This is a genomic window from Streptomyces sp. 3211.6, assembly GCF_003634815.1.
Taxonomy (GTDB): Bacteria; Actinomycetota; Actinomycetes; order Streptomycetales; family Streptomycetaceae; genus Streptomyces; species Streptomyces katrae_A.
This window is the reverse complement of sequence record NZ_RBXC01000001.1, coordinates 3,680,831-3,702,242: the sequence shown is the minus strand read 5'-3', so window position 1 is coordinate 3,702,242 and position 21,412 is coordinate 3,680,831. Positions and strand designations below refer to the sequence as shown.

Genomic DNA, 21,412 nt, shown 5'->3' with positions numbered 1-21,412 from the left:
ATTGTCGCAGCCCTACGCTGGGGCCATGGAAACGGGGACGACGGGTGAGACGGACCGGCCCGCATGGGCCGCACTGCCGGGTGGGCTCCTGTCCCTCCGGAGGCTGCTGCTGGTGGTGTGGACGGCCGTGCTCGCGTCGGCGACCGCCCTCCCGCTGGGGCTGTTCGCCGGAGCGGGATGGGCGGCCTTCGGCGCGATATGGCTGCTGCCGCTGGTCTGGGGCTGGGTGCTGCTCGGGCGGAACTGGCGCTCCTGGCGCTACGCCGAACGCGCCGACGACCTGCTGATCAGCCGGGGGGTGCTCTGGCGGGAGGAGACGGTCGTCCCGTACGGACGGATGCAGCTGGTCGAGGTGACCTCGGGCCCGCTGGAGCGCCGCTTCGGGCTGGCCTCCGTCCAGCTGCACACGGCCGCCGCGGCCACCGACGCCAAGATCCCGGGCCTGGCCCCGGACGAGGCGCAGCGCCTCCGGGACCGGCTGGCGGAGCTCGGTGAGGCCCGATCGGCCGGCCTGTGACCGGCCCCACCCCGCCCCCGCCGGGCACCGAACGGCGGCTGCACGTCCTGACCCCGCTGCGGCGGGCCTGGGTGCCGGTCGGCGCCACCGCCGGCCTCGTCGCCCAGCAGGGCGAACGGGCCCAGGAGTGGGCGCTGGCCCTGCCCGTGTGGCTGCGCCTGGCGGTCCTGGCCGGGCTGGTCCTCGTCTTCGGCACGTACGGCTTCCTCAGCTGGTGGTTCACCCACTACGCCGTCACCGACACCGAGCTGCGCATCCGCACCGGCCTGCTCTTCCGGCGCACCGCCCACATCCGCCTCGACCGCGTCCAGGCCATCGACGTCACCCGGCCGCTGCTGGCCCGGGTGGCCGGGGTCGCCGCGCTGCGCATCGACGTCATCGGCACCGAGGACAAGGACGAGCTGGCCTTCCTCGCCGAGCGCGACGCCGTCGCCCTGCGCGCCGAGCTGCTGGCCCGGGCCGCCGGCTTCGCCCCCGCCGAGGCCACCGCCCTCGGCGAGGCCCCCGAGCGGGAACTGCTGCGGGTCCCGGTCCGGGACCTGGTGGTCTCCCTGCTGCTCAGCCTCGACGCGTGGGCCGCCATCGCCGCCGGGCTCGGCGGCCCGGTGCTCGTGTGGACCCTCAGCTCCAACCCCTGGGCGACCCTGGTCGCCCTGCTGCCGCTGCTGGGCGCCGGCTGGAAGGGCAGCGCGGCCCGCTTCCTCGCCGGGTACGACTGGCGGGTCGCCGAGTCCCCTGACGGGCTGCGCCTGGACCACGGGCTGCTCGACCGGGCCCACGAGACCGTCCCGCCGGGACGCGTGCAGACCGTGCGGATCGTGGAGCCGCTGCTGTGGCGGCGGCGCGGCTGGGTGCGGGTGGAGCTGAACGTGGCGGGCTCCAAGAACGGGATCCTGGTCCCGGTCGCCGGCCGGGAGGCCGCCCACGCCCTGATCGCCCGCGTGCTGCCGGATGCGGACCCGGCGGCCCTGGCCTTCGCGCCGTCCCCGCGCCGCGGGGCGCGGTGGGTGGTTCCGGTGTGGTGGAAGGGGTACGGGCTGGCCGTCTCGCAGGAGCTCTTCGCGGCCCGGCGCGGGCGGCTTTGCCGGCGTACGGAGATCGTTCCGCATGCGAAAGTGCAGAGCGTGCGCCGTACGCAGGGTCCCTGGGAGCGGATGCGCGGGGTGGCTGACGTGCACGTGGACACCGGCGCCGGCAACACCGTCACCGCCCGGCTGCGCGCGGCGGACGAGGCCGGGGCACTGCTGTACGCCCAGGCGAACCGTTCCCGCACCTCCCGTGCGACGGCGAGACCCGACCGCTGGATGGCGTGAAACGCCGCCGAGTCGATTTTCGGCCAGAGGTTCCGGCCAGCTGAAACCGTGTTTGTGTTCGCAACGTCCCTTCGGTAGACAGGGATGCACGCAAGTGACGGCTCAACACGTCAGGGGTGGGCGAATGAAGTTCGACATGGGCAGCACGACGCTGTCCGAGCTGGGCAAGGCCACGAGCGGCTCCAGCGACGACCTCGGCACTCTGATCAAGCTGCTGATCGCGGCCGCCGACCCGCTGGAGGGCAAGTTCAACGGGGTCGGCCGGACCGCGTTCGACTCGTTCAAGCGGCGCTCGGACGCCATCACCGCGGAGCTGAACGGCTCGCTGCGCGCCATCCTCGGCGGCCAGCGCGGCATGGACACCTCCTTCACCGCCGGTGACCAGGAGCAGGGTGACAACGCCCACCAGAACATGGGCTCCGCCAACTTCGACGCAGCCCGTTTCGGCGCCCGCTGAAACCCGGGGGATCGAGGAGACATGGGACAGAACCAGGACCGCACCTCGTACGACGTCGGCGCCTCCGTGGAGGTCCAGGGTGGCCTCGGCGCGATCATCGGCCAGCTGGAGCGGGTGCTCGGCGAGCGTGAGACGGCGGTGAAGGCGGCGATGGCCGAGTTCAAGGCCGACGGCGTCTCGGACGAGTACCACGGCAAGGAACTCCGCTGGCACAAGGCTGCCAACGAGGTGCGCGACATCATCCGCCTCGTGCGCACCACGCTGGAGCAGAACGACGCCACCGCGCAGGCGACGCTCGCGAAGGCCAAGGCGGCGGTCGACAACATCGGCTGACGCCGCCCGGAACGGAAGCAGGGACACGGGACACGGGGGTAGGTCATGGACTGGGACATCAAACCGTCCGGCGTGCAGGGCGTCGTCAACAAGACGATCACCGCCGCCGAGGGCTTCCAGAAGGCGGGCACGTCGCTCCAGAAGGAGCTGCCGGAGGCGGCCAAGCACGCCGGTACCGTCACCCCCGGCGGAGGCGCCGGCGAGAGCGGCGGCATGGGCCCCATCGCCGGCGCGCTGGGCGAGCTCATGGCCTCCCACCAACAGCGGCTGGGCTTCATCTCGGCCCGCACGGAGGCCTCCCTCAACGGGGCCATCAAGGCCACGACGGCGTACGTCCACGGCAACATCGAGCAGGCGGAGAACGCCCAGCGCGAGGCGCTGAAGGAGCCGAAGGTCGACCTTCCGGGGGCGGAGAAGAAGTGACCGACCACGTACCGATCAATCCGTGCACGATTCCGCTGTTCACGGGTGACCTGGACGAGCTGGAGAAGAACAAGACGGCGATCGCCACGGCGGCCGGGACGTTCCGTGACGCCGGGTCGAACGTGGACTCCGAGTTCCAGGGCCTGTCCGCGTTCTACTCCGCCCCGGAGGCGGAGAAGCTGTTCGCGACGACCAAGCCGGTCAAGACCGACAGTGACTTCTTCGCCGACCAGCTGGAATCGGCCGCCAAAGCGCTGGGCGAGTACATCACCGAGGCCCGGCCGATCGTGGCGCGGCTGAAGGAACTCCAGGCGAAGGCGACCACGTTCAGCAGCAAGATCAGCGGGGATGCGCACTGGAAGGACGACGGGGACAAGATCGATGAGAACAACGATCTGATCCACGACGTCAACGCCGCGGTCTCCGCGTTCTGGGCGGCCGAACGCACCTGCGCGAACAAGATCCGCGCCCTGTACTGCGCCGCGCCGCTGGTCGCGGACGACGGGTCGCACGGGGCCAACATGTACGGCTACAAGGGCGAGGACCTCAACAAGGCCCAGGACCTGCCGTGGGGTTCGCAGCTGGAGGAGACCCACCGGGCGTGGGAGATCGGCTACTGGGTCAAGTCGTTCGTGTGGGACGGTCTGATCGTCGACGGGATCTGGGGCACCATCCGGGGCCTGGGCACGCTGGTGGGTGTGGACGGCTGGGACAAGGCCGGGCAGGCCTGGACGGGTCTGGCCAAGCTGGCCACCGGTCTGGCGATCGCCTCCATCCCCGGCGTCGGCACGGCGTTCTGGCTCGCCGACGACAAGGACCTCCCCGGCTGGATCCGTGACTCGCGCACGGCGGTGAAGGAAACCGGCAAGGCCCTGGTCGCCTGGGACGAGTGGGGCAAGAACCCCGCCCGCGCGGCCGGCGCGGTCACCTTCAACGTCCTGACCACCGTCTTCACCGGCGGCGCCGGTACCGCCGCGAAGGCGGGCACGGTCGCGAAGGTCATCAGCGTGGCCGGGAAGGCCGGGCGGCTGATCGACCCGATGACCTACATCGGCAAGGCCGGCTCCCTGGCCAAGGTCAAGGTCGGGGACCTGTTCGCGAACTTCGGCAAGGTCGACGGGGCGTTCCCGAAGATCACCGACGTGGTGTGGAAGGACCTGCCCAAGGCCGACATGCCCGGGATCACGTTCCCCCACCCCGAAGACACCGTCCGCCTCCCGGACGACGCGCTCGGCCGCCCCCAGTTCTACGACAAGACCACCCACCAGCTCCTGGACCACCAGGGCCTCCCGAAGCAGGACCTCACCTCGGTTCCCAAGGGCCCCGACCACCCCCTGGCCGAAATCCCCAAGCACCAGGAAGTCACGGTCGGCGCACCCAAGCACCAGGAAGTCACCGTCGGCGGCCCGTCCCACACCGCCGAGGCCACCACCCACACCCCCGGCGGCACCGTCGACCACACCCCGGGCGGCACCGTCGACCACACCCCGCACAACAGCCACACCGAACCCGGCGGCACCACGGGGGGCCACCACACCACCGACAACACCCCCACCACCGGCGACGGTCACGGCGACACCCACTCCACCGGTGGCGGTCACGGTGACGGTCCGACCGTCCCGCACCAGGGCGATCACGGTGGGACGGGCACGCCCGGCGGCGGGAGCCCCGGCGGCGGAAGCCCCGGCGGCGAGGCCGAGCCCCCCGCCAAGGTGAGGAAGCCGGAGGAGTCCTGGCCGGCCGGCGACGACATCGTCGGTACGGCCAAGGGCAAGAACCTGATGTACCCCAACTCCCGCCACAACCTGAGCGGCATCAGGGGCGGTCAGGTGGACACGAAGAACACCATCATCCTGCCGGAGACCAAGGAACTGGTCAGGCAGGACATCGCGGAGATCGCGGCCGGACGCGCCGACTTCGACCCGGTGAAGCAGACCTACACGGTCAACGGGCGCAGCTACGGTGTGGAACAGACCGGGCGTACCTTCCCCGTGTCGGGTCCCGGACTCATCAACCTCGACCGCGTGGAGTTCGAGGCGATGAAGGCGATCATGAGGGCGGACGGAGACCTGAGCAAGGTCGACAAGATGTTCAAGAACGCGCCGAAGTTCAAGGAGAATCCGGAGAAGGTTCAGCGGATGATCGACCTCTACAGGGAGTACTACGGGTGATGTACGGATTCTTGACCGCAGCGGCACCGGAGCCGGAAGTGGTCGCCCGTGTGCTCGCGGAGACCTTCCGGGTGCCCCTGCAGTCGGTGGACGTCTCCCCGGCCAGTGAGATGGACGACCGGAACTGGGACGCGACCGTCACCTGTGACTACGAGCTCCTGCCGGGTGACCTGCCGGGTCAGCTGAGCGTGTACGGGGCGGAGGAGGTGCCCGACCAGCCCGCGGAGGAGGATCTCGCCGCCGCGCTGGCGCGCGCGTTGGCCACGCCGGTGCTGGTGTCCTGGGGCAGAGCTCCGTCGATCCACCGGGTCGTGACGCCCGAGGGTCTCACCACGTTCGCCCGCGTCGAGGAGCTGGAGGGTGAGGAGGCCGGCTGCACGGTCTCGACCACCCAGGTGGCCGTGGCCGGGTTCCCCCACGCGGTGGTTGCGGGACTCCCCGAGGTCGCGCGGGAGCTTCCGGTTTCCACGCCGGTGGCGGACGCTCTTCTGCCCGATGCGGACCGGCACAGCCCGGCTGGTGAGGCGCGGACGCTCGTGTGGCTGTGGGAGGCGCTCATCTCGCGGATGGCCACCGGCTGGCCGCCTGCGGGCTGGTACGGGGCCGACATGTACCGGGAGGACCTGGAGAACCGCGATCGGCTGAGCGCGGTGATCGAGGGGCTCGTCGCCGACGAGCGGGCGTCCGTGGTCGTCGCGGTGGAGTCCCTGGACGCGGCGTTCCGGGAGCACACGGCAGAGGACGGGGGCCGCGCGCTCGCCGGCGCTCTCGAAAAGGACGCCGGGGACTTCGCCTCGGCGGCGTGGTACTGGCATCGCCGCCCGGCGACCCTGCCGTGGAGCTGAGCCGAGGCGCTTGAGGTGTGACGTGCGTGGCCGGGCAGGGAGCGCCGTTCAGACCGGCCACGCCGATGGGGAGGGTCCGTGATCACGACCGAGCCGGTGGGGGAGTGGTTCTGGGAGCCCTCCCCCGTGCTCGACGCCGCGCCGCCTTCGGGGCGGGCGTGCCGTGGCTGTTGTGGTTCCGGGCGGCCCTGCGGGGCGTTGGAGGCGCTGGAGGGCTGCCTCGGCAGGACCGGGGACGGCGCGTCCGTCGGGGCGGTCGTGCACGAGGCGGCCTCGCTGGACGCGCTCGAGGACCTCTCCGGGAGGTACTGAGGGTGCCGACCCCGACAACCCGCCTGTCCACTTGGACGGCGACAAGATCGCGCAGCGGCCCTTGGGCAAGATGGCGCCCGAACGCGAAGCCGACGTCACGGAGGCCCGACGTGATCGAGCCCGGACTGGAGCCGGCGCTCGCGACGGCCGCACGGATGTCCGCCGTCCTGTCCGCACACGGTCTGCTCGATCCACACGCCCTGGAGTGGAGCTGGTTCGAGGTCGGCAAGGGCGGTCTCGGCATCGACAGCGGGCTGAGCCTCGTCAGCAGGTCCCTGGGTGATGAGAAGCTCGCGGACGAGATCCGCGGCTGTCGGCCGGTCGGGCACCCCCGCGCGGAGATGACGGGGTTCGTCGTGGTCGGAACGGGCGTGTGGTTCGACGCCGAGGGGACCGCCCGCCGGGAGGAGCGCCTGGTCGAGCTCCTGGTGTCGCCGGACGCCATCGGACCGTCGGCGGAGGTGTCCGTGCACCATGACGTGTGGGCCACCTGCGACTTCCGCGGCAATCCGCATCCCGCCGTGCACGCGCGCAACGCTCCCCGCCTCGCCGCGGCGCTGCGGGAGCTCGACGCGTTGCTGGGGGTCGAGGCCGAGCCGGGGGAACCCGGCTATTTCGGCATGGCCAAGGCTCGGGCTTGAGGACGCGGAACTCGTCGACGGCCGGGGCCCCGATCTCACCGACTTGCTGTAGCCGGCCGTGCGGCGTAGCCGGAGGAGCGGGTTTCGCCGTCGCCAGGGGCCTACTAGCGTTCGGGGCCGACAGGGAGAAGGGAGGCCGGGGTGGCGGCTGAGGATTACGACAGCCAGTTGCTGGAGTCCGTCGCGGTGCGGCGGCGCAGGCTGCGGGACGCCGTGCTGTTCGGGGCCCAGCGGGGCCGGCGGGTGGCCGACGAGCGGATCGGCAAGGCCGTCGCCGGGCTGGTGATCGCGGCCGTGCTGTGCGCCGGCTGCGTCGGCTGGTCGTTCGTCTCGCACCGGCTGATCGGCAAGGTCGGAACGCCGGGGCAGGTCCGTACTCGGTGATAGGTTCGAGCGCGTGGTGAGCATGGGGGCGGGAAGCGGTACAGCACTCAGCCGGATCACCCTGGTCGGTGAGCGGCGGCGGATGGATCTCGTCCTGCCCTCCCAGGAGCCTGTCGGGCGGCTGTTGCCCGACGTCATACGGATGCTGGACGACCGGGTGGCCGCGCAGCCGATGCTGCGTCATCTGGTCACGGCCGACGGGTCCGTACTGGAGCACGGGGTCTCGCTGGAGGACGCGGGCGTCGCCGACGGGGCCGTCCTGCGGCTCGTGCGGGTGCAGGACGTGCCGTCCGCGCCCGTGGTGCACGACGTCACCGACGAGGCCGCCGAGGACCTGGACGTACGGGCCTGGCGCTGGCGGCCGTCCGCGCGGCGGGTCACCGCCGGGGCCGGGATGGTGCTGTGGGCCCTGGTCGCCGGCTGGTTCGCCCGGGCCGCGTTCGCGCCGGGCACCGTCGCCGGGGTGCTGCTGGCGACCGCCGCCGGGTGCGGGATCGCCGGGGCCGTCGCGGGCCGGATGAAGGGCTCCGGGCTCGCCGCCGCGCTGCTCGCGACCGCCGGCACCGTCGGGGTGCTCGGGGCGTGGACCCTGGGCGACGCGCAGCACTGGGGGGCCATGGGCCGGCTGGGTGCCGTGGCGCTCGCGCTGGCCGTGGGGCTCGTGCTGCTGGGGTGGTTCACGCGGCTGGGGCGGGGCGGGTTCGTCGGGGCCGCCGCGGTGGCCGGGCTGACCGTGATCTGGGAGGGCGTGGCCCTGGTCCAGGGGCACGCGGGCGCCCGTACCGGAGCCGTGCTCGCCGTGGTCTGCGTCGTCCTGCTCGGACTGCTGCCGAGGCTCGCGCTGGCCGCGGCCGGGCTCACCGGGCTCGACGACCAGCGGGCCCGCGGGGCCTCCGTCAGCCGGTACAAGGTCGCCACCGCCCTCGGCGCCACCCACCGGGGCATGGCCCTGGCCACCCTCGCCACCGCCGTCTCGGCGGGAGCGGCCGGGGTCCTCGCGCTGACGGAACCCGACGTCTGGACGGTCTCCCTCGCCTCGGCGGTCGCCGCCGTGCTGTGGCTGCGCGCGCGGGCGTTCCCGCTGGTCGTGGAGGTGGTCGCGCTGCTGCTGGCGGGGGCCGCCGTCACCGTGGCCGCCCTGCTGGTGTGGGCCGGGCGGGCCGGTGCGGCCGGGCCGCTGGCCGTGCTGCTGGCGCTGGCCCTGGCGGCGCTCGGGGTGCTGGCCGTCCAGCCGCCCGAGCACGTACGGGTCCGGCTGCGCCGGTTCGGGGACGCCGCGGAGTCCTTCGGGGTCATCGTGCTGTTCCCGCTGCTCATCGGGGTGTTCGGCGTGTACGGGCGGCTGCTCGGCACCTTCGCGTAGGGGTTGCGACTCAGACATGTCAGACACGAACCGCCAGGACGACTGGCAGGCCGGCGTTCTTGGCGAACTGACGGGCACGGGCCCCTCCGCCGCGACCCCGCCGACCGGTGACGGCCGCTGGACGGAGACCGCCCCGCCCGCCGCCCCCGTACCGCCGCAGACCGGCCACCCGGCTCAGGCCGATGCCTTCCCGGCCTCGGGCGGCCCCGCCCCCGGCCAGGCGTACGAGGCCCCCGGCGGGGCGGTCGCGGACCGGGGTCCCGGCCAGGGCCCCCGCCCGGGCGCCCCGGCCCCCGGCCAGGGCCCCCGCCCGGGCGAGGCCTTCCCGGCGTCCGCCGGCCGGCCGTATCCGGCGCCCGGCGGGCCCGTCCCGCAGGCGGGTCCCGGCCAGGGCCCCCGGCCGGGCGAGGCGTACCCGGCCCCCGGCCAGGGCCCCCGCCCGGGCGAGGCCTTCCCGGCATCCGCCGGCCGGCCGTATCCGGCGCCTGGCGGGCCCGTCCCGCAGGCGGGTCCCGGCCAGGGCCCCCGGCCGGGCGAGGCGTACCCGGCCCCCGGCCAGGCGTACGCGCCGTCCGCCGCCGGTGCCGGGCCGTGGGAGGAGGCCGCAGCGCCCGTCCCCGGGCCGCGTCACCAGCAGCCCCAGCCGCAGCCCCGCCCCAGCCGCCGGGCCGCACCCGAGACCGTGCCCGTCCTCGGGGCCGGCGCGCCCCTCGGGCGGCCCCGGCACGGGGACCCCCTGATGCGGCGCACCCTGCGGACCCTGCGCGGGGCCCTCGGGTCCTCCGCCGCCAAGGCCGTCGCCGCCGAGACCGGGCTCGCCGCTCAGGTGCAGCAGCCCGTCACCACCGGGCGGCACATCGTCGTCACCAGCATCCGCGGCGGCTCCGGCAAGACCACCGTCACCGCCCTCCTCAGCCGCACCTACAACCACTTCCGCCACGACCCGGTGCTCACCCTGGAGGCCGACGCCGCCCTCGGCACCCTGCCCGTCCGGCTCGGTGTCGAGTCCCTGCGCTGGACCTGCGGCGACCTCGCCCAGATCGTCCGCCCCTCCATGCAGCTCACCGACATCACCGGCTACCTCGTCCCGCTCCCCGACGGCGGCTGGCTGCTGCCCGGCAGCCAGGGCCGCATCGGCGCCCAGGTCGACGTCGCCACCTACCGGACCGTCATGGTCGCCCTGCGCCGCTACTTCGGCGTCACCGTCGTCGACTGCGAGACCCTTCCCGGCGAGGTCGCCCGGACCGCCCTCGACACCGCGCACGCCCGCGTCCTCACCACCCCCGCCACCGCCGAGGGCCTCGTCTCCACCCACGCCGTCCTCGACTGGCTCGCCTCCCTGCCCGTGCCCGTCCTGCCCCGCACGGTCGTCGTGCTCACCGTGCAGTCCCCGCACCCGGCCGTCGACCTCGCCAAGGCCACCGAGAGGCTCGCCGCCACCGGCGCCGGCGTCGTCGTCCTGCCCTACGACCGCCACCTCGCCTCCGGCGGCGCCGTCCGTACCGACCTCCTCGGCGAAGGCACCCGGCAGGCCGCCGTCCGGCTGGCCGCCGAGGTCCTGCAGCGGGCCGTGGCCCTCCCGGCGGCCGGCGGCGCCCGGTGACCCAGCAGCTCGTCCACCGCCCGGCCCGCGGCACCCTGCCCCTCGCCCCCGGCGAACCCCGCCTGGTCGAAGCCCCGCCGAACCTCCCCGAGGGGAAGATCGGCAGCCCGGCCACCGCCCTGCTGCCGATGGCCGGCGTCATGGGCTCGGTCGTGATGATGACCGTCGTCCGCAACAGCCAGTTCGCCGCCGTCGGCGCGATCGTCCTGGTCTTCGCGCTGATCGGCGCCATCGCCCTGTTCTGGTCCCAGCGCGGCAAGGCCCAGCGCACCCGCCGCGCCCAGCGCGAGCGCTACCTGGAGTACCTGGAGGAGCAGCGCGAGGAACTGGGCGCCCGCGAGAAGGCGCTGCGCGAGGAGGCCCGCCGCCTCAACCCGCCGCCGGAGGCCCTTTACGACCTCGTACGCAGCCCCGCGCGGCTGTGGGAACGCCGCCGCACCGACGCCGACTTCCTGTGCCCCCGCCTGGGCACCGGGGCCGTCGCCGTCCAGGAGATCGCCCTCGCGTCGGGCGCCGGGAACGTCCTCACCCCGCCCGACCGGTTCATGCTCAACGAGGCCGGCGCCCTCATGGCCCGCTTCGCCCGCGCCAGCGACTTCCCGCTGACCGTCCCCCTCGACCGGGCCGGGAACGTCAGCATCATCGGCGACCGCGAAGGCGTCCTGAGCGTCGCCCGCGCCCTCCTCGCGCACACCGCCGTCCTGCACGCCCCCGACGACGTGGCCATCGCCCTCGGCGTGCCCGGGGAGCGGCTGGACGACTGGGAGTGGGCCAAGTGGCTGCCGCACGTCCTCGACCAGCAGGAACAGGACGGGCCCGTCGCCGCCCGACGGATCGCCCCCAGCCTGCCCCAGCTCGCCGCCGGGGTCCTCGCCCCCGACCTGCGCCGCCGCGCCTCGTACGCCGCCGAGGTGCGCCGCGGCCTGTCCGACCGGGGCGCCCTGCGGCTCGCCGGCCGGCTGCTCGTCGTCAGCGACGAGTACGGGGGCAACGCCGTCGAACTGCCCCGCCCCGACACCGCGGTGGGCCTGGCCGACATGAACACCACCGTCATCCACCTCCTCGCCGAACAGGTCCACGAACCCGACGAGGTGGCGATACGGATCACCGTCACCGGCTCCGGCGGCCCCGACGGCTGCCACGTCACCGTCCGCGACCTGCGCACCCCGCAGGCCCCCGCCGCCGAGGGCCTGACCGACGCCCTCGGCCCGGCCACCGCCGAGGGCCTTGCCCGGATGCTCGCCCCGCTGCGGCTGTCCGCCGAGTCCGTCGCCGAGGGCACCCCCGTCTCCGGCACGGTCGACTTCATGGGCCTGCTCGGCATCACCGACCCGGCCCGGCTCGACGTGGACCGGCTGTGGGCGCCCCGCAGCGAGCGGGACTTCCTGCGCGTCCCCGTCGGCATCGACGACCGCCACGGCCCCGTACTCCTCGACCTGAAGGAGTCCTCCCAGCTCGGCATGGGCCCCCACGGCCTGTGCGTCGGCGCGACCGGCTCCGGCAAGAGCGAGCTGCTGCGCACGCTCGTCCTCGCCCTGGTCGCCACCCACGCGCCCGAGGACCTCGCCATGGTCCTCGTCGACTACAAGGGCGGCGCCACCTTCGCCCCCTTCGAAAAGCTCCCGCACGTCGCCGGCGTCATCACCAACCTGGAGAACCAGGCCGGGCTGGTCGAACGGGTCCACACCAGCCTCGCCGGCGAGGTCAAGCGCCGCCAGCAGGTCCTCAAGGACGCCGGGAACGTAGCCGACATCGGCCACTACGCGGTCCTGCGCGCCGAGAAGCCCGAACTGGAGGCGCTGCCGCACCTGTTCGTCGTCATCGACGAGTTCGGCGAACTCCTCACCGCCAAGCCCGACTTCATCGACCTGTTCCTGTCCATCGGCCGCATCGGCCGCTCCATCGGCGTGCACCTGCTGCTCTCCAGCCAGCGCATCGAGGGCGGCAAGCTCAAGGGCCTGGACACCTACCTCTCCTACCGGCTCGGCCTGCGCACCTTCTCCGCCGACGAGTCCCGCACCGTCCTCGACACCACCGACGCCTTCCTGCTGCCGCCGCTGCCCGGCTTCGGCTACCTCAAGGTGGACACCTCCACCTACACCCGCTTCAAGGCCGGCTACGTCTCCGGCCGCTACCGGGGCCCGGCCGCCGGGCCCGGCGCCGCCGAAGAGGGCCCCCTCGCCCTGGCCTACCCGACCTTCAACACCCTCCAGGACGAGACCGGCCCCGCCGGGCCCGCCGAGGAGAAGCCCACCGCCACCGCCCGCGAGACCGGGCCCAGCGTGCTCTCCGTCATCGTCGACCAGCTCGCCGACGCCGCCCCGCCCGTCCGCCGCATCTGGCTGCCCCCGCTGCCCGACGCCATCCCCCTCGACGTCGCCGCCGGCCCCCTGTCCGTCACCGAGCACGGGCTCCGGCTCGGCCCCGGCGGCACCGGCCCCCTCGACAAGCCGCGCCGCGCCCCGCTGCGGGTACCGCTCGGCGTGCTCGACGACCCGGCCCGGCAGTGGCGCGGCCCCTGGGAACTCGACCTGACCGTCGCCGGCGGGCACACCGCCGTCACCGGCGGTCCCCAGTCCGGCAAGACCACCCTGCTGCGCACCCTCGCCCTCTCCCTGGCCCTGACCCACACCCCGCAGGACGTCGCGATATACGGCCTCGACCTGGCCGGCGGCGGCCTCGCCGCCCTCGCCGGACTCCCGCACGTCGGCGGCATCGCCGGCCGCGCCGACCGCGAGCGGGCCGCCCGCACGGTCGCCGAGGTACGGGCCATGCTCGCCGTCCGCGAGCAGCTGTTCCGCGAGCACTCCATCGACTCCGTCGACCAGCTCCGGGCGATGCGCGCCAAGGGCCTGCTGCCCGAGCTCCGCTCCACCGACATCGTCCTGCTCGTCGACGGATACGGGGCCCTGCGCGAGGAGTTCGACTCCCTCGACGACGCCGTCACCGACCTGCTCAAGCGCGGCGGCGGCTACGGCATCCACGTCGTCGCCGGCATGCTGCGCTGGAACGACGTCCGCATCGCCAACCAGTCGCTCTTCGGCGGCCGCGTCGAACTGCGCCTGGGCGACCCCTCCGACTCGGCCATCGACCGCAAACTGTCCGCGACCATCTCCGCGGACACCCCCGGCCGGGTCCTCACCGACGGCAAGCTCTTCGCCCAGACCGCGCTGCCGCGCATCGACTCCCGCGACGGCACCACCGACCTGGCCGCCGCCCTGGAGGAGGCCGCCGGCACCGTCAGCGCCACCTGGCACGGCGAACTCGCCTCCCCCGTACGCGTCCTGCCCTCCCGGCTCCCCGCCGACCGGCTGCCCTCCGCCGACGAGGAACCGCACCGCATTCCCGTCGGCGTCGACCAGGACGTCCTCGCGCCCGTCCTCCTCGACCTGTTCGGCCAGGACCAGCACCTGCTGATCCTCGGCGACAACGAGTGCGGCAAGACCAACCTCCTCGCCCTCGTCGCCCGCCAGCTCATCGCCCGCTACGGCGAGGACGAACTGGTCTTCGCCGTCTACGACCCCCGGCGCGGGCTGCGCGGCGTGGTTCCCGAGCCCTACCGGGGCGGCTACGCGCACAACGCGAAGATCGCCGCCGCGCTGTCGGCCGGGATCGCCAAGGAACTCGACAAGCGGCTCCCCGAGGACGGCCTCGACCCCGACGCCGATCCGGGCGAGGGCCCCGGCTTCGCCGGACCGCGCATCGTGGTCCTCGTCGACGACTACGACATCCTCACCACCGCCGGACAGCAGCCGCTCCAGGCGTTCGTGCCGTACCTGCCCTCCGCCCAGGACATCGGACTGCACTTCGTCATCGCCCGCCGCGTCGCCGGCTCCTCCCGGGCCCTGTACGAACCGCTGCTGACCACCCTGCGCGAATCGGGCACCGCCGCGCTCGTCATGAACGGCGAACGCTCGGAGGGCCAGCTGTTCCCGCAGCTGTACGCGAGCGCCCAGCCGCCCGGCCGGGGCACGCTGGTGCGGCGCGGCCGCCCCCACCAGGTCGTCCAGACCGCCCTGGGGAGCCCCTGACGGATCCCCGCGATACCTGACGGATCCCCACGACGCCCGACGGATCACGGATCCCCACGACGCCACGGAGACCCGGCAGCCCCCCCAGCCCCGCCGACCAGGAAGCGCCCCGACACCGTGACCAAGGACGTCATCGCCCTCACCCCGAAGATGCCCGACGCCGCCGCCCTGCTGGTGGCCCTCGCGGCCGGCGGCGCCGACCTGGACGCGGCGAGCACCGGCGAGGGGGCCGTCGTCCAGCTGCTCGGCGCGGGCGGCCGGCCCCTGGTCTCGGTCGAGGCGCCGGTGCTCGTCCAGGTACCCGGGGAGGCCCAGCGGCTCCTCGGCACCCCGGCCGAAACCCCCGTCTGGTGGACCGAGACCCGCGCCTCCACGGCCGTGCCCGAGGCGGCGGAGCTCGCCGGGGCCGTCGCCGGACGGCTCGCCGAGGTCCTGGGCGGGTCCGTCTGGCCCGAGGGGGCCGGCCGGGTCACGACCGTGCCCGTCACCTCCGAGGCCTCGGCGGCGCCCGCACCGGCCGGAGCCTTGCCCACCGTCGACGTGGTCACCGAATCCACCGCCGTCGTCCTCGCCGACCGGCCCGTCGTCCCGCTGACCGCCTGGCTGTCGGACGTCCTGCGCACCACGGCCGCCTTCGGCGCGGCCCTGCACATCGTCACCCCCGCCCACTGCCGGCTCAGCCTGCCGCTGCGCACCGTGCTGACCGGCGCGCCGAACCGGTGGGTGGTCCAGGACCCCGACTGCGGCTACTACGACGGCCTCTCCGGAGCCGTACTGGCCTGGCAGGACGGCACCTTCGCACCCGCCCGCGACGAACAGGGCCAGGCCCGGCTCGCCGGAGCCTTCCAGCGGCCCGCCGCCGCGGCCGGGGAGCGGCGGCTGACCGTCCACCTGCGCACGGAGCACCCCGCCGAGGCGGACACCCTGCTCGGCGGCGCGCTGGAGACCGCCTGGCAGACCCTCACCGGCGCCGGCCCGGCCGGCTGGGGCACCGCCGAACCCGTCAACCTGCCCTGGTCCCCGCGCCAGTTCACCGGCCTCGCCCGCAGCCGGATGCCCGAGCCCACCCTCGTCACCGCCGTCGGGCGGCCGGAGCGGCCCGCGCTGGCCACCGTCCGCGTCACCCGCACCGCGACCGGGGTCGAGGAGGACGTCACCCTGTCCCTCGGGTACGGGCCGGCCGAGGAAGTGCCGCTCGGCGCGGTCGAGGAGCTGGCCGAGGCCCTGGTCGGCGGGCACGGCCTGGTCAGCATGCTGGTCTCGGTGGGTCCCGGCCGGCGCGACCTGAGCCTGACCCCCCGCTTCACCGCCCCCGCCGTACCGGTGTCCTACACCCTGGGGGCCCGGGGCGTCACCGAGGTCACCCTCACGCAGGCCCGGCGGCCCCCGCTCGCGCTCAAGCCCGTACAGGTGGGCCCGGAGCGCAGGCCCGGCCTGCACTACCCGCTGGGCGACGGCACCGGCCCCGAGGCGTGGGAGGCCCTTTCCACCTTGCTGACCCACCTGCGCACGGCGGTCCCCCCGCTGCCGTAGGCCGGCCGGGGTAACTCGCTTATGAACACATGAATCCGACGGCTGTTCGGGGTAGGGCCGGACGGGACGGACCCTCGATCCGGTCCGCGCCCCGCAACCGAAGGACAGCGCCGATGCACCTCTCCCGCCCGGCCCGCCTCGCCGCCCCCGCCGTGGCCGCGCTCGCCCTCACCACGGTCCTCGCCGGCCCGGCCTCCGCCGCCCCCGCGGTCGTGTCCCGCGACAACAACCAGGTGGTCTTCACCGCGCAGCCCGGGGAGACGAACACCGTCACCTTCAGCACCCCCGGCGGCTGGCTCCAAGTGGAGGACAAGACCAGCAGGATGGTCCCGGGCTCCGGCTGCTCCCGGTTCAACAACGACCCGCACATCATCCGCTGCGGACACTCGGCGGCCGTCACCCGCCTCCAGGCCTCGCTGGGCGACCGGGACGACGTGGTCAGGAACGAGACGTCCATCCCGGCTGACCTGACCGGCGGGCCGGGCGACGACGTGCTCATCGGCGGCAGCGGCCCCGACCGGCTCATCGACTCCGACGGCTGGAACGCCGCACCCGGCTCCAACACCTTCGACGGGCGCGGCGGCAACGACACGATCGTCAGCCGCAACGGCGGCTACGACAAGATCGACTGCGGCGAGAGCCTCGCCGACCTCGACATCCTCCTGGCCGACGAGGCCACCTTGGACCACCTCGTCCCGAACACCTGCGAGTACGTCCGGCGCGGCTAGCCCGCCCCACCGCGCCCGCCACGCGCCGCCCCGCCCACCGCGCCCGCCGGGCTACAGCTGCGGGCCGCCCCCGGCCCGCACCAGGCCCGTCTCGTAGGCCAGCACCACCACCTGCACCCGGTCGCGCAGCCCCAGCTTCGTCAGGATCCGGCCCACGTGCGTCTTGACCGTCGCCTCCGACAGCACCAGCCGCCCCGCGATCTCCCCGTTCGACAGGCCCTGCGCCACCAGCAGCATGACCTCCCGCTCCCGCTCGGTCAGCCGCTCGATCTCCTTGTTCTCCGGCTCCTGCGCGGTCGTCGGCAGCATCGGCGCGAACCGGTCCAGCAGCCGCCGCGTCGTCGACGGGGCCACCACCGCGTCCCCGCTGTGCACCGACCGGATCGCCGCCAGCAGCTCCGCGGGCGGGACGTCCTTCAGCATGAAGCCGCTCGCCCCCGCCTTCAGCCCGGAGAAGGCGTACTCGTCCAGGTCGAAGGTGGTCAGGATGATCACCTTCGGGTGCTCGTCCGGCGCACAGATCCGCCGCGTCGCCTCCACCCCGTCCAGCCGGGGCATGCGCACGTCCATCAGCACCACGTCCACCTTCGTGGCCCGCAGCACCTCCAGTGCCTCCAGGCCGTCCCCGGCCTCCGCGACGACCTCCATGTCCGGCTGGGCGGCGAGCACCATACGGAAGCCCGTGCGCAGCAGCACCTGATCGTCGACCAGCATCACTCGGATGGAGTTTCCCGAAGCGGTTGCATGAGAGGCAGTCATGCAGCCAGGGTACGCAGCCGATGACGGTGCGGGCTGTCGCGCGTGCGAGGGCTCGGTCACTCGTTCGTGTGCGGTGCGGCGACTATCGGGAGACGGTCGGCACCTGGCCTTACGTTGGCGCTGTGACGGCATCAAGCGAAGTCGGGGACGCCGGGTACGCCCGGTTCACATCTTCCGCACCCCGAGCACGGGAGGAAGGCCGCCGGGGCGCTCGCCCGCTACCAGCGGATGATGTCCCGGCGGAAGCCCGGACGCGGTCAGGCAGCCTCTCCGCTACCAAGCGCGAGCTGATCAACATGGCGCGCAAGCACGGTCGGGCCCTCTACCTGGTGAACCCGGCACATACCACCACGGACTGCGGCCGGTGCGGAGCGAGAGCCAAGCACGCACTGCCGCTGTCGGAACGTACCTACACCTGCACCGAGTGCGGAGCCGTCTCCCCCCGAGACAAGAACTCTGCACGCGTGATGCTCGTCCGGGCCGGTCTCGACCCGGCTGGCGTTGATCGCGGAAGACCTGACGGACCGCCGGTCCGCCGGGCTGCCTGAGCCAGGAATCCCCCGTACGGGGGAGGTTTCAACTTTTCTTGAGCGGGAGCAGCGCGCTGATCCGGAAGCCGCCGCCGGGCCGGGGGCCCGCGTCCAGGGTGCCTCCGACCATACCGACGCGTTCCCGCATGCCGATCAGTCCGTGCCCGGCGCCGTCCGCGCCGCCGTCCTCGTACAACTCGTGTGCGGCGCCCCGGCCGTCGTCCTCGACCAGCAGGCCCAGCCCGTCGTCGAAGTAGACCAGCCGTACGCTCGCCTTCGCGTCCGGGCCGCCGTGCTTGCGCGTGTTCGTCAGCGCCTCCTGCACGATCCGGTACGCGGTCAGCTCCACCCCGCTGGGCAGCTTGCGCGGGGCGCCCTCCACCTCGAAGTCCACCGTCAGCCCGGCCGCCCGGACCTGCTCCACCAGGACCTCGATCTGCTCCACGTCCGGCTGGGGCACGTAGTCCTCGGACTCCTGCGGCTCGCCCGTGCGCAGCACGCCCAGCAGCCGGCGCATCTCCGCGAGGGCCTGCCGGCCCGTCCCGGAGATGGTCTGCAGGGCCTCCTTGGCCTGCTCGGGCGCCACGTCCATGACGTAGGCCGCCCCGTCGGCCTGGACCACCATCACCGACACGTTGTGCGCGACGACGTCGTGCAGCTCGCGGGCGATGCGGGCCCGCTCGGCGGCCACCGCCACCTTCGCCTGCGCCTCGCGCTCCTTCTCCAGCCGCTGGTTGCGCTCCACGAGCTGGGCGTAATAGGCGCGGCGGGTGCGCAGCGAGTCGCCCATGACCCAGGCCAGGGCGAAGGGCACGATCGTGAAGACGACGAACAGGGTCTCCTGCACGGTGCTCGCGTTCTTGTCGACGCCGAGCCGCAGGAAGTAGAGCGGGGGAGCCAGCAGCCCGGAGACCAGGGCGGTGCGCGAGACCCAGCGCGGGATGTCGCCGGAGGCGGCGACCGTGAACAGGATGACCAGCATCGCGAGGTCGCAGAACTGCGTCGGCGATCCGATGGCCAGCTGGTAGAGGCCCGCGCCCACCGTCAGCCAGTACATCTGCCCGGTCCATTTGCGGCGCAGCGCGATGACGGCGGTCAGGGCGGCCACGACGGGCACGGTGGCCAGCCGCAGTGCGGTGCTCGCCCCGTCGCCCAGGTCGGCGACGTTCAGCATCGAGATCCCGAAGAAGAGGACAGCCCAGAAGCTGTCGACGCCCGTCGGGTGTCTGCGGATGAAGTCGTAGAGGCGCTGCACGTAACCCAGAGTAGGGAAAGGGGATAGGTGCTGGAGTCAACCACAGGTGCGATCCCTGTGACGGGGGAGTACTCCCCAAGGTGGAGGGTGACCTTAACCTGGGCGGGATGAACGCTCAGGGTGGTGTCGGGGAACGGGCCGGGGGCCCCGTCGGGGTCGCGCGGCCGGTCCGGTGGCGGGCGGCCATGGAGGCCGCGCTGTACGGGCCGGGGGGCTTCTACGTGCGCCCCGGCGGCGCCGGGCCCGCCGGGCACTTCCGGACCTCCGTGCACGCCTCGCCGCTGTACGCGGGGGCCGTGGCCCGGCTGCTCGTCGCGGTGGACGCGGAGCTCGGGCATCCGGAGCGGCTGGACCTGGTGGACGTGGGCGCCGGACGGGGCGAGCTGCTCGCGGGGGTGCTCGCCGCCCTGCCGGAGGCGACGGCCGCGCGGGTCGTTCCGTACGCCGTCGAGCGCGCGGCCGCCCCCGGGGGGCTGGACCCGCGCATCCGCTGGGTGGACGCGCCGCCCGCGGGGGCGACGGGCCTGCTCTTCGCGAACGAGTGGCTGGACAACGTACCGCTGGAGATCGCCGAGGACGGACGGTACGTCCTGGTCGCCCCCGACGGGACGGAGACCCCGGGCGCCCCGCTGGAGGCCGCCGACCGGGCCTGGCTGGAGCGGTGGTGGCCCGGCGGGGAGCGGGAGGGACGGGCGGAGATCGGCCGGGCCCGCGACGAGGCCTGGGCCGGGGCCGTCGCCACCCTGGAGCGGGGCCTGGCGGTGGCCGTGGACTACGCCCACACCCGCGACGCCCGCCCTCCGTACGGCACCCTCACCGGTTTCCGCGAGGGCCGCGAGGTCGCGCCCGTCCCGGACGGCCGCTGCGACGTCACCGCGCACGTCGCCCTCGACTCCTGCGCCGGCCCGGGCGCCCGTCTGCTCACCCAGCGCGAGGCCCTGACCGCCCTCGGCGTCTCGGGCGGCCGGCCGCCGCTGGCCCTGGCCTCCACCGACCCGGCCGGCTACGTCCGGGCCCTGGCCTCGGCGGGCGAGGCGGCCGAGCTCACCGCGCGCGGGGGTCTCGGCGACTTCGGCTGGCTGCTCCAGCCGGTCGCGATCACCGGCGGGATCCTGGGCTAGAGCCGCTTCACGCTGCGCAGGGTCGTCGCGTAGTAGCCGTTGCCGTCGAGGCGCGAGGTGCCGCCCTTGTCGCCGATGGTGGGGCCGTTGGCCTCCTCCCGGCTGGAGATGAAGATCTGGTGGCCGTCGGTGTCGGTGCCGAGGTAGATGCCCGTGTGGTCCAGGCGGTCCTTGGTCCGGGCGTCGAGCTTGAAGAACAGCAGGTCGCCCGGCTGGATCACGTCGACGGACGCGGGCCGGAACTCCGCCCCCACCCCCTTGAGCGGGATGACGTCCGCGCCCAGCGCGGAGCGGGCGATGCCGTTCGCGGTGCGCGGCAGGCCGGGACCGGGGACGTCGTCGGGCATCAGCGGGTAGCGGGCCCGGTAGCCGAAGACCGTGCGGACGAAGCCCGAGCAGTCCATCGACCGGTAACGGGCGCTCTGCGGCTGCTTCTTCACCCCGTTGCGGAAGGTGTACGGGGCGCCGAGGTAGTCGAAGAAGTCCGACTGCTCCAGCCGCAGGTCGTTGCCCTCGGAGCCGTTGGGGTTGAGCGGGCCGAAGGAGGCGTCGCCCGCGTACGAGACGCCCTGCGCGTCCTTCTTCACCGGGGCCTGGTCGCCGTACTGGAAGGCGATCGCGAAGATGTCGTCCTCCTGGCTCCCGAAGTACTTCTTGAACCACTCCTTGAACCACGGCGCGCTCTCCGCGCCCTGCTTCCACGGCTCGGGCATCAGCCGCACCCAGTTCTCGGTGACGACCCGGGTGGTGGTGTTGGCGGGCTCGGTGAAGGTACGGCTCGGGCCGGTGAGGGTGGCCGTGCGGGCGCCGTCGGTGAAGGTGGCCAGGACCTGACCGGTGGCGTCGCGCAGCACCGACCGGTTCGGGCTCTGCACGCGCTCCCACTTCTGGCCGCCGGCGTCGCCCCCCTTGAGGGCCGCGGTGATGTTCTTGTCCTGCACCATCTGCACGGAGGGCGCCTTGGCCTGCTCCTGCGCGCGCAGCGCGTAGGTGAAGTAGGCGCTGCCGGCCAGCAGCGCGAGCACGGTGACCGTGTGCAGTACCGGGCGGGTGCGGCGGCGGCTCTTCGGCTTGGCGGTCATACGGGGGCTCC

The 21,412-nt window shown here is 73.8% G+C and carries 19 protein-coding genes and 1 pseudogene; 17 read left to right on the top strand and 3 right to left on the bottom strand.

Features of this window, described 5'->3' with window-relative positions:
- Window positions 1-25: 25 nt before the first annotated feature.
- The 15 genes from BX286_RS16935 (at window position 26) to BX286_RS16865 (ending at window position 16,654) form a co-directional block, all read left to right on the top strand.
- Window positions 26-517 carry a PH domain-containing protein gene (locus BX286_RS16935; protein ID WP_079428046.1) on the top strand — a complete coding sequence of 164 codons (492 nt, stop codon included), beginning with the start codon at window positions 26-28 and terminating at the stop codon, window positions 515-517.
- Complete coding sequence (locus BX286_RS16930) at window positions 502-1,830, top strand: PH domain-containing protein (protein WP_121015351.1); 1,329 nt, start codon at window positions 502-504, stop codon at window positions 1,828-1,830. Before BX286_RS16935 ends, BX286_RS16930 begins: the two co-directional genes overlap by 16 nt.
- A gap of 124 nt (window positions 1,831-1,954) precedes the next feature.
- On the top strand, window positions 1,955-2,287 hold the full coding sequence (locus BX286_RS16925) for a hypothetical protein (RefSeq protein WP_079428041.1): 333 nt from the start codon (window positions 1,955-1,957) through the stop codon (window positions 2,285-2,287).
- A gap of 21 nt (window positions 2,288-2,308) precedes the next feature.
- The gene (locus BX286_RS16920) at window positions 2,309-2,620 is read left to right on the top strand and encodes a pore-forming ESAT-6 family protein (protein ID WP_079428038.1); all 312 of its coding nucleotides are present in this window, start codon (window positions 2,309-2,311) and stop codon (window positions 2,618-2,620) included.
- Between the two features lie 45 nt (window positions 2,621-2,665).
- Entirely contained in the window at window positions 2,666-3,043 is a 378-nt protein-coding gene (locus BX286_RS16915; RefSeq protein WP_079428036.1) for a DUF6507 family protein, read from the top strand.
- Window positions 3,040-5,214 (top strand): hypothetical protein, encoded by a 2,175-nt coding sequence (locus BX286_RS16910; RefSeq protein ID WP_100863437.1) that lies wholly within the window; start codon window positions 3,040-3,042, stop codon window positions 5,212-5,214. The genes BX286_RS16915 and BX286_RS16910 overlap by 4 nt, the downstream gene beginning before the upstream one ends.
- Complete coding sequence (locus tag BX286_RS16905; protein WP_123995746.1) at window positions 5,214-6,059, top strand: hypothetical protein; 846 nt, start codon at window positions 5,214-5,216, stop codon at window positions 6,057-6,059. The genes BX286_RS16910 and BX286_RS16905 overlap by 1 nt, the downstream gene beginning before the upstream one ends.
- A 78-nt stretch (window positions 6,060-6,137) precedes the next feature.
- The gene (locus BX286_RS36600; RefSeq protein ID WP_100863438.1) at window positions 6,138-6,371 is read left to right on the top strand and encodes a hypothetical protein; all 234 of its coding nucleotides are present in this window, start codon (window positions 6,138-6,140) and stop codon (window positions 6,369-6,371) included.
- A 110-nt stretch (window positions 6,372-6,481) separates the two neighbouring features.
- Window positions 6,482-7,012, top strand: a complete 531-nt coding sequence (locus BX286_RS16895) for a hypothetical protein (protein ID WP_261993445.1) — start codon at window positions 6,482-6,484, stop codon at window positions 7,010-7,012.
- 141 nt (window positions 7,013-7,153) lie between these two features.
- The gene (locus BX286_RS16890; protein WP_079428026.1) at window positions 7,154-7,396 is read left to right on the top strand and encodes a hypothetical protein; all 243 of its coding nucleotides are present in this window, start codon (window positions 7,154-7,156) and stop codon (window positions 7,394-7,396) included.
- A 22-nt stretch (window positions 7,397-7,418) separates the two neighbouring features.
- Entirely contained in the window at window positions 7,419-8,759 is a 1,341-nt protein-coding gene (gene eccD / locus BX286_RS16885) for a type VII secretion integral membrane protein EccD (RefSeq protein WP_187344283.1), read from the top strand.
- A 16-nt stretch (window positions 8,760-8,775) separates the two neighbouring features.
- A complete protein-coding gene (locus BX286_RS16880; protein ID WP_121015347.1) occupies window positions 8,776-10,362 on the top strand; it encodes a hypothetical protein in 1,587 nt (528 codons plus the stop codon).
- Window positions 10,359-14,393: a type VII secretion protein EccCb gene (gene eccCb / locus BX286_RS16875; RefSeq protein WP_121015345.1), complete on the top strand. Its 4,035-nt coding sequence runs from the start codon at window positions 10,359-10,361 to the stop codon at window positions 14,391-14,393. Before BX286_RS16880 ends, eccCb begins: the two co-directional genes overlap by 4 nt.
- A 117-nt stretch (window positions 14,394-14,510) precedes the next feature.
- On the top strand, window positions 14,511-15,926 hold the full coding sequence (locus BX286_RS16870; protein ID WP_079428019.1) for a DUF6177 family protein: 1,416 nt from the start codon (window positions 14,511-14,513) through the stop codon (window positions 15,924-15,926).
- Between the two features lie 113 nt (window positions 15,927-16,039).
- Window positions 16,040-16,654, top strand: a complete 615-nt coding sequence (locus BX286_RS16865) for a hypothetical protein (protein WP_079428017.1) — start codon at window positions 16,040-16,042, stop codon at window positions 16,652-16,654.
- A 51-nt stretch (window positions 16,655-16,705) separates the two neighbouring features.
- On the opposite strand, the gene BX286_RS16860 is transcribed toward BX286_RS16865, so the two are convergent.
- Window positions 16,706-17,413 (bottom strand): response regulator transcription factor, encoded by a 708-nt coding sequence (locus tag BX286_RS16860; RefSeq protein WP_079428015.1) that lies wholly within the window; start codon window positions 17,411-17,413, stop codon window positions 16,706-16,708.
- Between the two features lie 138 nt (window positions 17,414-17,551).
- On the opposite strand from BX286_RS16860, the pseudogene BX286_RS16855 reads away from it, so the two are divergent.
- Window positions 17,552-17,961 (top strand): annotated as a pseudogene (locus BX286_RS16855) (zinc ribbon domain-containing protein); the annotation flags it as partial.
- Window positions 17,962-17,989: 28 nt separating this feature from the next.
- On the opposite strand, the gene BX286_RS16850 reads toward BX286_RS16855, so the two are convergent.
- The gene (locus BX286_RS16850) at window positions 17,990-19,198 is read right to left on the bottom strand and encodes a sensor histidine kinase (protein WP_079428013.1); all 1,209 of its coding nucleotides are present in this window, start codon (window positions 19,196-19,198) and stop codon (window positions 17,990-17,992) included.
- A 107-nt stretch (window positions 19,199-19,305) separates the two neighbouring features.
- Here BX286_RS16850 and BX286_RS16845 point away from each other — a divergent pair, with 107 nt between their 5' ends.
- A complete protein-coding gene (locus BX286_RS16845; protein ID WP_079428011.1) occupies window positions 19,306-20,319 on the top strand; it encodes an SAM-dependent methyltransferase in 1,014 nt (337 codons plus the stop codon).
- On the opposite strand, the gene BX286_RS16840 is transcribed toward BX286_RS16845, so the two are convergent.
- The gene (locus BX286_RS16840) at window positions 20,316-21,401 is read right to left on the bottom strand and encodes an NlpC/P60 family protein (protein WP_079428009.1); all 1,086 of its coding nucleotides are present in this window, start codon (window positions 21,399-21,401) and stop codon (window positions 20,316-20,318) included. The two genes, BX286_RS16845 and BX286_RS16840, sit on opposite strands and share 4 nt — an antisense overlap.
- Window positions 21,402-21,412 lie beyond the last annotated feature (11 nt).

Coding starts and splice junctions, on each gene's coding strand:
- BX286_RS16920 (WP_079428038.1), top strand. CDS start 2,309: ATGGGACAGAACCAGGACCGCACCTCGTACGACGTCGGCGCCTCCGTG.
- BX286_RS16925 (WP_079428041.1), top strand. CDS start 1,955: ATGAAGTTCGACATGGGCAGCACGACGCTGTCCGAGCTGGGCAAGGCC.
- BX286_RS16905 (WP_123995746.1), top strand. CDS start 5,214: ATGTACGGATTCTTGACCGCAGCGGCACCGGAGCCGGAAGTGGTCGCC.
- BX286_RS16860 (WP_079428015.1), bottom strand. CDS start 17,413: ATGACTGCCTCTCATGCAACCGCTTCGGGAAACTCCATCCGAGTGATG.
- BX286_RS16915 (WP_079428036.1), top strand. CDS start 2,666: ATGGACTGGGACATCAAACCGTCCGGCGTGCAGGGCGTCGTCAACAAG.
- BX286_RS16935 (WP_079428046.1), top strand. CDS start 26: ATGGAAACGGGGACGACGGGTGAGACGGACCGGCCCGCATGGGCCGCA.
- eccD (WP_187344283.1), top strand. CDS start 7,419: ATGGGGGCGGGAAGCGGTACAGCACTCAGCCGGATCACCCTGGTCGGT.
- BX286_RS16865 (WP_079428017.1), top strand. CDS start 16,040: ATGCACCTCTCCCGCCCGGCCCGCCTCGCCGCCCCCGCCGTGGCCGCG.
- BX286_RS16840 (WP_079428009.1), bottom strand. CDS start 21,401: ATGACCGCCAAGCCGAAGAGCCGCCGCCGCACCCGCCCGGTACTGCAC.
- BX286_RS16845 (WP_079428011.1), top strand. CDS start 19,306: ATGAACGCTCAGGGTGGTGTCGGGGAACGGGCCGGGGGCCCCGTCGGG.
- BX286_RS16880 (WP_121015347.1), top strand. CDS start 8,776: ATGTCAGACACGAACCGCCAGGACGACTGGCAGGCCGGCGTTCTTGGC.